The 11,679-nt window shown below is 42.3% G+C and carries 9 protein-coding genes and 1 pseudogene; 1 reads left to right on the top strand and 9 read right to left on the bottom strand.

Going from position 1 to position 11,679, the window contains the following annotated elements; genetic code table 11:
- Nucleotides 1–431: 431 nt before the first annotated feature.
- The 6 genes and pseudogenes from ACX27_RS25820 to ACX27_RS25795 form a co-directional block, all read right to left on the bottom strand.
- A complete protein-coding gene (locus ACX27_RS25820) occupies nt 432–1,469 on the bottom strand; it encodes an AI-2E family transporter (RefSeq protein WP_062296627.1) in 1,038 nt (345 codons plus the stop codon).
- A 100-nt stretch (nt 1,470–1,569) separates the two neighbouring features.
- The gene (locus tag ACX27_RS25815; protein WP_062296625.1) at nt 1,570–2,208 is read right to left on the bottom strand and encodes a lysophospholipid acyltransferase family protein; all 639 of its coding nucleotides are present in this window, start codon (nt 2,206–2,208) and stop codon (nt 1,570–1,572) included.
- Nucleotides 2,209–2,419: 211 nt separating this feature from the next.
- Nucleotides 2,420–3,301: an ACP S-malonyltransferase gene (fabD, locus tag ACX27_RS25810; RefSeq protein ID WP_062296623.1), complete on the bottom strand. Its 882-nt coding sequence runs from the start codon at nt 3,299–3,301 to the stop codon at nt 2,420–2,422.
- A gap of 88 nt (nt 3,302–3,389) precedes the next feature.
- On the bottom strand, nt 3,390–4,382 hold the full coding sequence (locus ACX27_RS25805) for a beta-ketoacyl-ACP synthase 3 (protein ID WP_062296622.1): 993 nt from the start codon (nt 4,380–4,382) through the stop codon (nt 3,390–3,392).
- Nucleotides 4,383–4,459: 77 nt separating this feature from the next.
- On the bottom strand, nt 4,460–5,485 hold the full coding sequence (gene plsX / locus ACX27_RS25800) for a phosphate acyltransferase PlsX (protein WP_062296621.1): 1,026 nt from the start codon (nt 5,483–5,485) through the stop codon (nt 4,460–4,462).
- 433 nt (nt 5,486–5,918) lie between these two features.
- Nucleotides 5,919–7,398, bottom strand: a pseudogene (locus tag ACX27_RS25795) (leucyl aminopeptidase).
- Nucleotides 7,399–7,553: 155 nt separating this feature from the next.
- Here ACX27_RS25795 and ACX27_RS25790 point away from each other — a divergent pair.
- Nucleotides 7,554–8,258 (top strand): Uma2 family endonuclease, encoded by a 705-nt coding sequence (locus ACX27_RS25790; protein WP_062296620.1) that lies wholly within the window; start codon nt 7,554–7,556, stop codon nt 8,256–8,258.
- A 17-nt stretch (nt 8,259–8,275) separates the two neighbouring features.
- Here ACX27_RS25790 and ACX27_RS25785 read toward each other — a convergent pair whose 3' ends face one another.
- From ACX27_RS25785 to ACX27_RS25775, 3 genes are all read right to left on the bottom strand, one after another.
- A complete protein-coding gene (locus ACX27_RS25785; RefSeq protein ID WP_062296619.1) occupies nt 8,276–9,427 on the bottom strand; it encodes a hypothetical protein in 1,152 nt (383 codons plus the stop codon).
- 278 nt (nt 9,428–9,705) lie between these two features.
- Nucleotides 9,706–10,533, bottom strand: a complete 828-nt coding sequence (locus tag ACX27_RS25780; protein WP_062296618.1) for an alpha/beta fold hydrolase — start codon at nt 10,531–10,533, stop codon at nt 9,706–9,708.
- 342 nt (nt 10,534–10,875) lie between these two features.
- Complete coding sequence (locus tag ACX27_RS25775) at nt 10,876–11,601, bottom strand: lysophospholipid acyltransferase family protein (protein WP_062296617.1); 726 nt, start codon at nt 11,599–11,601, stop codon at nt 10,876–10,878.
- Between the last annotated feature and the right edge of the window lie 78 nt (nt 11,602–11,679).

Below are 11,679 nucleotides of genomic sequence, written 5' to 3'. Positions count from 1 at the left end.
TTTGCTTAGTCGTGACAAATATCTCTAAAGTTTTTACAGCTAGGAGGAAATTCCCGTGTACTAACTTTATTGTTACTGCTTGAGATACTCCATAATGGTGCTAAAGCATGGTCTTTGCTACCTGTAATTTAAATTAATTGAAAATTTCCCTCGATAGCTATTACGGACATTTACCCTGTAGAGGTTCGGATATCACTAGGACTTACGCAAAAAAACGAAAAATTAAGGGTTTGGAAGAGGGTGAAGGGTAAGCTGTTAAACATTTAAGAAATCACATTGAGGCCGCAGGGAACAGGGGGCAAGGGAGAGGGCTTCTTCAGCTTTTATTACCATTAACATGATGCAATTTAAATGACGATTAGCTTATAGCTCATTTTTCACAGACCATCTTTGTGCGTAAGCTCTGAATATAAAGGACAAATGATTCTTGACTAAACCTCAGCTTTCATCTCATCAATTTCAAATAAAGATACAATTACTCCCGTAATGGGAATAGAAATAAAAACTCCTAATAAGCCTGCAACTCTGGCACCTACTAATAAGGCAAAAAATACAACAACCGGGTTGAGATTTAGCGCACCTTGCATAATCCGAGGTGCAATTAAATTGTCTTGAATTTGCTGAAGGATAATACAGGCAATAAATACTTTTAATGCCAGCCAAACATTTTGAGATAATACAATTAAAGTAATTGTACTAACACCTAGAGTTGCTCCTATACCTGGAATGATATCTAAAAAGCCTACAATTACAGATAATAATAAAGCAAAAGGAACTTGCAAAATTACAAAGACAATAAAAGTAGTTATTGTTAAAAATAAACTCAATAATAACTGACCGCGAAAGAAACCCAAAAAACTCCTTCTAATGATATTTGTAAATCTTATGCGGCGTTGTTTAGGTACTATTTTTAAAATAAAATTCCACAGTTTCTCGCCATCTAGCAGCATGAAGAACGCTACAACAGCAATTAAAATAAAAGTAACAAAATTAGTTAATAACTGTTGTAAAAAAGCTAGGCTAGTGACTAAACCTGATATAGCTTGATTCCGCAATTGTTCTTCAATTACACTCAAGTCTATTTGCAGGTTGCGGTTCCGAAGAAATTCTTCTAATCTTTCTAAAAAAGGAGCAAGAGAAATTAAAAATCCAGAAATACTATCGATTAGCTGCTGTCCTTGGGATAAAACCGCTATACCAACTGTGATTAATAATCCGCCTAAAATCACAATACTGAGTAAGAAGACAACAATCACAGCTACCCCGTGAGGTAAAAACCGCCGCAACCAATATACAGGATAACTGAGTAAGAAGGCTAAAATTGCAGCAAATGTAAAAATAACAATTACGACTTCAAAGTATGCTAAAAGTTGTACGAAAGCCCAGCCAGCGGCCACTAACAACAAAAAGCGAACTAACGCTGAATTATTCAAGCGATTCCAAAAATTCTTGGCATCAAAGCCTGTCATATAATATTTTAAAAATTAGTTAGTTTAGCGATCGCTAGTAGACATTAGCAACATATAAAAATACAGTGGCGATCGCTACTACCTAAAAGCATATTTCTCATCAACGTCCTAAATCGTGCATGTCGTTGATTACTTGTGTACACTTTTGGGTTACACGCTCTAATTCGTCTTTGTTAGTAGAACTTGGTGGGTCAATTACCTGTCCAATTCTAATAGTTAGGGGAACAGCACGCGGTATTGATGAACCTTTTTCTAAAATTCCTTCGCTTCCCCACAAACTCACAGGTAAAATCGGTGCTTGAGCTTTTGCGGCTAAGAGTGCTGCGCCTTTTTTGGGGTCAGTGATTTTGCCATCAGGTGTGCGAGTCCCTTGTAAAAACACTCCTACAGCCCAACCATTTTCTAAACATTCTAAAGCGGCACGAATGGCATTGCGATCGGCACTACCGCGACTCACCGGGTAAGCACCATACAACTTAATAGCTTGCGCCAAAACCGGAATTTCAAATAACTCTTGTTTCGCCATATATGCTACCGGACGGCGCACACAATTAGAAACAATTGGCGGGTCAAAGTAACTAGCATGATTACTCACAACTACCAAAGGATCTGATTGCGGCACATTTTCGACCCCATAAATCTTCCCGCGAAAGTAAGCATGAAGCATGGGGCTGACAATCGACCATTTGAAAGCGTGGTAAAGCGCCAGACTGATTAACGGTTCACGACTGCGAGACATAGGTCATTTGGGAGTGGTGAGTGGTGAGTGGGAAGTAGGGACTTATCCCATTATTTAGAAGGGGGACAAGGAAGACAAGGGGGATAGAGGTAGTAAACAAATGGGATAACTTCTTTTTTGGAATACCCTTCACAAACTCAAAATTAAAAATTAAAAGTGAGTATATTTTTTACTTTTGCCTTTTAACTTTTGATTTTTTCGTCCCTACTCCCTATTCTGGTAATTCAGCAGCATTACGAACGTTCTTTAAGATTAAATCAGTAACGGTGCGTTTAATTAACCCAGTTAAAACATTGCCAGGGCCAATTTCTATGACTTGTTCAATTTTGTTAGCTGGTAATTGCAGCGAAATTTCTCGCCAACGTACTGAACCAGTCATTTGTTGCGTGAGACGCTGTTTTAAAATTTCTGCGTCAGTGGCGGGTGTAGGTTCGACATTGGACATTACAGGTACAGTCGCAGGCTGAAATTCTACTGTCTCAAGGATTTCTTGGAACTCATTAGCAGCAGCCGACATTAAATGTGAGTGAAACGCCCCAGAAACTTTTAATGGTGTGGCACGTTTGGCTTTAACTTGCGACATTACCGCTTGTACTGCGTCAGGAGTTCCAGAGATGACCACTTGTCCTGGACTGTTATCATTTGCCAAAACTACATCTGGTGTAGCGGCGATAACTGTATCTAATTGTTCGCGGTCAAAGTTCATCAAAGCCGCCATCATTCCACCAGCAGCACTATCCATCAGTTCAGCACGGCTTTTAACTAAACGTAAGCCTGCTGACCACTCAAAAACCCCAGCAACGTAAAGGGCAATGTACTCACCTAAACTATGGCCAGCAACCAAATCTGGTTGATACCCCCGTTCCCGCATCAAATCAGCGAGAATACTTTCCACTACGTAAAGACAAGGCTGAGTATAAAGAGTCTGTCCTAGCTTTTCTTCTTGGTTTTGGCAGATATCGCTAACAGACCAGCCTAAGATTTCTTCAGCTTGAGTAAATTTTGCTTTAGCACCTGGTATATCTAATAAGTCTGTTCCCATTCCCAGTGCTTGGGAACCTTGTCCGGGAAACACCCATACAGTTTTAGTCATTGGTCAATAGTCAATTAAAAAGTCAAAAGGGAAAAAGCAAAAGTAAAAATTTTTACGTTTTTACTGTTTACTTTTTACTTATTAATACTTATCTTCCCCACTGGAAGATGGCTGCACCCCAGGTCAGACCTGCGCCAAAGCCGGATGCAGCAATGATGTCATTGGGTTTGATTTTGCCTTGTTGCACTGCTTCATCTAAGGCGAGAGGAATAGAAGCGGCGGAGGTATTGCCGTAATTGGCAAGGTTACTAATAACTTTTTGTTCGGGAATTTCTAGACGTTGGGCGACAGCATCTAGAATGCGTTGATTAGCTTGATGTAGAACTAGCCAATCTATTTGCTCGACAGTCAAGTTTGCTTCAAACAAAGCTTTATCAATAATTTCTGGCACTTTTTGGACAGCAAAGCGATAGACTTCTTTGCCATTCATGGTGATGGGTTGGTAAGTGCCTTGAGAAATGTTGATGCCTGGGAGTAGTTCTTGGGGAGACGCTGCATAGCCAAGATTGAGCTGATGATTTAGGGTGCCGTCACTTTTAAGGGCAAATCCTAGCAAGCGATCGCTTTCGGCTGCTTGTAATACTACCGCACCTGCCCCATCACCAAATAACACGCAAGTTTTACGGTCTTGCCAATCTACCCAACGAGAGAGGATGTCTGCCCCAATCAACAGTACATTCTGATATACACCTGTGCGGATGTATTGAGCAGCCGTTACCAGCCCAAATACAAAGCCAGAACAAGCGGCGGTTAAGTCAAATGCTACTGCTTTGGTTGCGCCTAACTGCGCTTGGACTTTACAAGCCGTGCCGAACAAATCATCTGGGGTAGATGTTGCCAGCAAAATAAGATCCAGGTCAGTAGCTTGAATGCCGGCGGCGACGATCGCTTTTTCCCCTGCTGCTGCCGCCAATTCAGTCAATGAACCTAACGAAAGTGATACTCGTCGTTGACGAATACCCGTTCTTGTGGTAATCCATTCATCTGATGTTTCAACCAGTGCTGTTAGTGCCTGGTTGTCGAGGGAAGTTTCGGGAACTGCCGAGCCACTTCCTGTAAATGCTATGCCTAACTTTTGCACTCCTGCTCTCCCAAGCTCTCAGCGTTTTCATCATTCATCCTTTTCAGGACAAATCACGGATGACAATTAAACTATGACTAACCGTTCTCACGCTGTAGGATTTCGTACTGCGATTGAAGTCTTTGCAGCACTTGGTTATCAACTGCTTCTTTTGCCATACGTATTGCACTAAAAATTGAAGGTGCTTGTGAACTACCGTGACCGATAAAACAAACTCCAGCCACACCTAACAGTAAAGCACCTCCATGCTCCGCATGATCCATCCGTTGCTTAATTCGCTTGAGATTTGGTTTTAAAAGGGCAGTCCCAATTTGTCCGTGCAAGCCTTGGGGAAGTTCTTCACGTAAGATTTGCAGAATTACTCCTCCCAGAGATTCGGCAAATTTGAGTAACACATTGCCCACAAAGCCATCACAGACAATTACATCAAATTGGCCGGACAGTACATCTCGTCCTTCGGCATTACCAATAAAATTGATACTAGAATTTTCCCGCAGTAGTTGATGGGCGCGGAGTGCTTGCTCATTACCCTTGGTATCTTCTTCGCCAATATTGAGTAAGCCTACCTTTGGTGCATCCATTCCCAAAACATATTGGCTGTAAATTGAACCCATCACAGCAAACTGCTCTAAAAATTTAGGGCGGCAGTCTACATTTGCACCGACATCCAAAATCAATACTGGCTTGCCAGCCATAATCGTGGGGAAAACTGTACCAATTGCTGGGCGATCAATTCCTGGCAATCTTCCTAAACGCAGCAATGCTGATGCCATAGCTGCCCCAGAGTGTCCAGCAGAAAATACAGCGTCTGCCTGTTGATTTTTGACCAAATCCATCGCTACATTAATCGAAGCCTTGCGTTTGCGTCTAACCGCATTTAAAGGCTCTTCATCCATAGCGATCGCTTCTTCAGCAGGAACTATCTCCACCCGCTCCAAAGTAGTTTTTGGCGGCATGACAGCTTTAATTTGTTGGGGATCACCAACTAGCAATACTTTCACACCCAATTCTTCACTGGCGCGTAATGCACCAGCAACGATTTCTTTGGGTGCGTGATCCCCCCCCATTGCGTCAATTGCTATCCGTGCGCTAGTCGATCCCATTGCTTAGAGCTTATAGAAACCTTACAAATTTTACCAGATTGGCTTTGTTAAAAAACCGTAACTTTTTCACTGCCAAATTACTATGTTGAGTGCTAAGTGCTGATTCCAGTAAAAAGTAGTCAGTACTCCGCATTATTTGTCATTATTGCAACATATTTTGGCGGCAAGCCCAAGATAACACGTGAGAAGTTAAAAGTAAAAAGGTGAGCCAGCGCGGTCATGGGGGTTCCCCCCATGACCGACTGGCGTTAGCTTCAGCGTTAGCGACGTTAGGAGCGTCACCCGAAGGGCAAAAGTTAAAAGACAAAGCCTTTTGCCTTTTTATTTTTGATTTTTTTAGGACTTACGCACAGGCCACGGAAAATCGAACCACAGAGACGCAGAGTTCACGGAGAAATCAGAGTTTGAGAGGTTTTTTGCGTAAGTCCTATTTTTATTGCTCAAGTACCCAGTTAACCAACATCCGCACACCGTAGCCAGTTGCGCCAGGGCCGTTGTAGCCATTTTCTTTATCTGCCCAAACTGGCCCTGCAATATCTAGGTGCGCCCAAGGGGTATCTTTGACGAATTGCTTGAGGAATAAAGCAGCAGTGATGGAACCACCAGGACGCGGCCCGGTGTTTTTCATATCGGCAATCCCAGATTTCAAGCCTTCAAAATATTTTTCTTCCATTGGCATCCGCCAAATTTTTTTCGCCGGATGTGCCAGCAGCTGTTTCTAACTGGGAAGCTAAGGCATCATCAGGGGTGTACAAACCGGCGATATCATCACCCAAAGCAATAACGTTCGCACCGGTGAGGGTGGCTAAATCCACGATCGCATCTAAGCCCAATTTGTCTGTATACACCAAAGCATCAGCCAAGGTTAAACGCCCTTCAGCATCGGTGTTATTCACTTCGATTGTTTTGCCGTTAGAAGCTTTGAGGATGTCGCCTGGGTGCATAGCGCGACCGCTAATCATGTTTTCGGTAACGGCGGAAATGAAGTGAACTTCAGCATCGGGTTTGAGTTGAGCGATCGCTTTTGCCGCACCCAAGGTTGCAGCTGCACCACCCATATCAATTTTCATGGTTTCGATGCCGCTACCTGCACCTTTAATATTCAATCCCCCAGAATCAAAGGTTAAACCTTTACCGATAATCGCTAGTTTCTTGGTGGGTGTACCTTCTGGTTTGTAGGTGAGGTGAATGAATTTTGGTGGTAAATCAGAGGCTTGGGCAACGCCTAAGAAAGCACCCATACCCAATTTTTCACAATCTTCTTTTTCCAGGATTTGTAATTGTAAGCCGTAGTCTTTGGCAATTTCTTGGGCAGTCTCGGCCATTGTAATGGGTGTAACTGTATTGGCTGGGGCAGCTACCAACTCTCTAGCTAAAATGACCCCAGATACAATTTGATTGGCACGCTTGAGCGCATCCTCTTGACCTTCAAAGCCTAGCAACTCGATAGTTTCAACTTTTGCTCCTTTATCATCTGGTTCAGATTTAAAGCGTACATCTTGGTATAAAGCTAACTTTACACCTTCAGCGATCGCTTGGGCTGTGGCTGCTGGGTCGTTATTCCACAAGGGAAAGCTAAATCCGAGCGTTTTGCTTTTTTGTTTTTTGGCTACCTTCGCCGCCGCCGCCGCCGCCCGCCGCAGACTATCTATTTTGAGTGCGTCTGGTTTTCCTAAGCCAACCAAAATTACTTTTTTAACTGCACCACCGCCAGCGACACGAGTAAAGACAGTGCTGTTGGCTTTGGCTGTAAATTCTTCTTCGGCAATTACTTCTTTTAAGATGCCAGCGAACTTTTCATTCAAAGTCGCCAGTTCACCTGTTAACTCTACCGCATCTTCAAATAATCCAATTGCCAAACTATCGCCTGCCCACTCCAGCAGAGGCTGATTACTAAGTTTAATTGTTGCCATTTTGGGATTTTGTTTAAAGATTCCTTCTTGTACCAGTATTGCTCAAAATTCTGAAGTGTGAAGAAAAGTCAGAAGTATGAAGTATGAAGTGTGAAAGGGCAAATCACCACTGACTTTTATAATTGAAACATCTCAACCTTCTGTATGGCATGACTATGACCTCAGCCTTGACTCCAAATCAACGCTCAGAAGTGTTCTATCCTAGTTCCGATGGTGAACCAGTGGCAGAAAGCTATGCTCATTTATGTGTATTACTGGCGACACTAGAAATGCTGCGCCAGTATTTAGCAGGACAACAAGCAACAGTCCTTGCCAATCAATTTCTCTACTACGCTCAAGGTTTTCCTAAGTTGCGCGTTGCCCCAGATGTAATGGTAATTTTTAATGTCGCGCCTGGTGGTCGAGATAACTATAAAGTTTGGGAAGAAGGGGAAGTTCCATCTGTGATTTTTGAGATGACTTCGGCAGGGACGAAAAATCACGACCAGGAATTTAAGAAGACTTTATACGAGCAACTTGGTGTTAAAGAATATTGGCTTTTTGACCCCAGAGGCGAATGGGTGCAGGGACAGTTGCGGGGTTATCGGTTGCGGCAAGATTCTTATGAGTTGATTACCGACAATCGCAGTGAACCATTGGGTTTGCGGTTGCAGGTAGAAGGAGAACTGATTAGTTTTTACCGAGAAGATACAGGTGAAAAGTTGTTGAACCCCACAGAACAGGCGCAAGCACTACGTGAAGCACAACAAAGAATAGATGCAGAAGCTTTAGCTCGACAAGAAGCTGAACAGCAGGTAGAGCAATTAAAGCAACGCCTCCGAGAAATGGGTATTGATCCTGAGCAAATTGAACAGGAATAGAGGCTAGGGACTGGAGGCTAGAGGCTAGTGTTGGAATCAGCAGTATTCAATATTGACTCGACTTCAGTGGTGTTAATGTCAAATTTATTGACGATCGCATTAATGATTTCTTGTTCTACTCCTGTTGTTTGCTTGTCCAGTTGAGCAATTCTTTGGCATTGTGCCAATAGTGGGATCGCAAAATCACGGTTGAGTTGATTGAGTAGTGTATCTAAAGGTTGTGGTGATTTGATATTATTGGCGATCGCATTCAGAGAATTGGGGCTGAGGTTCAATGCTTGCAATTCTGGTAAAATTTCTTCCCAGGTTTTTTCGGGATGGCTGGCAAGAATTACATGAACAAGAATTTTATCCATGATGGCTTGTTGAGCGATCGCAGTTTCTAAGTAATTTTCACTTTCGGCTTTCAAGTTTGCCAAAGTTTCTGGTGATGTCAAGGAAACAGATTCATCTAGTTTGGCTTCGTAAAATCGACAAGCTGCATAGCCTAAAGAGTAGCTTAAGGCAGCATTAGAACTAGTGGCGATCGCTGCACCTGCAAACGGCACATTTCGCAGTAACGCCAATCCTGCGGCTTTCAACAAACGATTACCACCCAAACCCAAACCAAAAATTGTCAAAACTTCGCCTTTCCTGGCTGGATCTTTTAAATCTAAGTCGTAAGCGGCGGCAATTTTATACAGCATTTCTGATTGCAATTTCATGGTTGCAGCTAAATCAACTGCTAATAACGCTGCTGCTACCCCTGGTAAAATGCTACTGGCAAATCCAATCCCCCCAGCTTTTGTGGCTGTGTCTAGCATAATGCGGTGAGAAATTTGGCTAGGCGATTCCTGGGGATGCTGTTGCTTGAGTTTTGTAACACTGGCTGCTGCTTTTTCTAGGTCAACATTTTCACTAGCACCAATCAGCCAATTCAGATTTAAAAACCCAGATAGCCTTCTAATCAGCCAATTTTGACTGAGGCGATCAACAACTTGACCAGTAGTTTGAGTTGCTTGTCCAAATAACTTATGTGTTTGTTTAGCTGCGGCTGCACCCACTCCCAAGGCTGTATCAAAAAATGTTTTACCCGTCGTCGCCAAAGAGTCGAATAACGATGATTTCTCTTTAGCGGATGTTTGATTAGTAATTTCTACTTCGGATTGTTTTTGGGGTTGGTTTGTCATTGTTATGCCAGTCGCTCTAGTCTGGTTGTAGCGAAACTAAGGCTAACTTGACATCTTCCAACAAGTACAAGTTGATGGCATATATTCATATCTTGCACCAAGCGACTGAAGTCGCTGCCACACAAACAAAACTCGCCTGTGCGGGTTCAAAACCCTTTATTTTCCGTTAGTCCGCGTAGGCGGACTTTGTTTTTATAGCCGCGAATTCTATTCGTAGGGGCTATATGCTGAGTGTTGAGTAAACATTCTTCCTCTACCCCCTGCCTTCTGCTATAAGCTCAACCTAATTCCTTCACTGGTAATTTGTATACCTTTTGATTCGGAGTTTCCAAAAAGTTGTTGTTTTGCAGAATCTCATAGAGACTGATATCTTTCTCTAGCAAACAGGCGTGACCGCTATTGGGAAGAATTAAAACCTGAGATTTAGGTAAAATAGCAGCTATTCGCCTCACTTCTGTCACAGAAGGTAAAAGCCGATCGCCTGCACCAGCAATTAACAATATCGGCTGAGTGAGGCGGCGTAATTGGTCATTATCCACTGCAAATTCTCGCAATAAAGCCAATCGCCAATTGACTGTTACTGATGGGACAGAACGCATGGTTTTTAAGAGTTCGTGGCGATCGCTTCTGGTCATACGTTCTAAAGATGCCAGAAATGGCAATAAACCCAATGCACCAATATCATACAAAGATTCTGGGACTAAGCATGATAGCTGGGATGCCCAATCTAAAAATGGACGCAGGCGAAAAGCTGAGGCGGGGTTAATCAGAATAATCCGTTTAAATAAATGCGGGGCTTTGGTGGCTACTTTCATCGCTAAACAGCCGCCAAACGATTCTCCACACAAATAAACTGACCTTTGGGAACTTTTCTCTAATTCTGCATGAATTAAGTCCAAGACGTTATTAGTTAACTCTTCCCAAGTCGTTAAGTCTTTTCTGGGGATCGCCAAACAGCGAACATCAAAGCCAGTTTCTAGTCCCGATGTTTGCGATCGCAATAACTCACCAGTCCCATCCATTCCCGGTAAATAAACAAACAGCGGATACTCTGGTTGGACTCGTTTCGGAGTCAGAAAACATGGCTTTAACTCAACTTCTGGCATTGTACAACTTTAATTTTCTTGAGGACTTTTATCGATTTACCTGCATACAATTATTATCTTTTGATACTAATTTTCAAAATGATCCCCATAAACAAACAGCAATTCTCAGTTGCAAATAGCGAGTTTAAGTTTTCAACAGTATTACAGGTAAAAATCTGTTAAAATCATAACTCAGCTAATAAAAACTCACTTAAAGATTAAATCAAATTATCGTAAATATAACTTAATCTTATACAAAGATTCTGTCAGGTCATATTTAGCAATATATATCTAAAATCAGCAAAAAATTACAAGTACAACGCCAGCAAAGTCATCTCCAAAATTCTGTTTTAGTGTTGTATATCAATAACATCCTTGTTGTAGTAAATTTGCAATTTCACTGTGGCAATGTTGGGTTAGCTCAGATATAACTTTTTTGGCTTGTTTGCCATGATATTGACTTTGATGCTCGTTTGTAATCCAATAAGGGCGACCAATGAGTACAGCTACCCGTTGATATATAACTAATGGATGCCATCCGTATTGGTTAAATAAAGGTTCGGAAGGGTCAAATAAACTCAACAGTTTTAGGGGAAAAGCTGTGGTGTTGACTTCTTCTAAAGAGGCGATCGCAATTGGTAAAATTGCTAAATCTGGTACGCCAGCTCGTAACGCTAAATGGGCAAATCCGCGCTGAAATTCTCCCACTGCATCTGCTGGAGTCGATTGCACCATTGGTTCAGCGCCTTCTGGAAAAACGCCTACCATCTGCTTAGACTTTAATAGCATCTGGGACTGGGCAAAAAAGCTTTGCTGACGATTCTCAACTGTCTCTAACGGAAAACAACCTAATTGTCCTGTGACAATTTCGCGCAAAATCGGCACTTGCCCCATGTAGTGATGGCAAGCAAAACGAATCGGATTTGATAACGCTGCCATTAAAATCATGGCATCCATAAAGCTGCGATGATTGCTCACTATTAACAAACTTGCATCACGAGGAATGCGATCCTCGTAATAGCGAAACATTCGTGTGGAAAAAGTTGCTAAAAGTAAGCGAGAAATGTCTAATGGGCTATTTAGACTCATATCTAAATATATTTTTGGGAAAATATCGTAGTTTATCTTGATTTAATTTTTACATTTCTTTACTAATGCTACGACCGT

Origin of the sequence: Nostoc piscinale CENA21, assembly GCF_001298445.1 — a bacterium.
Classification (GTDB): Bacteria; Cyanobacteriota; Cyanobacteriia; order Cyanobacteriales; family Nostocaceae; genus Nostoc_B; species Nostoc_B piscinale_A.
The sequence above is the reverse complement of the archived record's forward strand: the minus strand, read 5'-3'. Positions and strand labels throughout refer to the sequence as shown.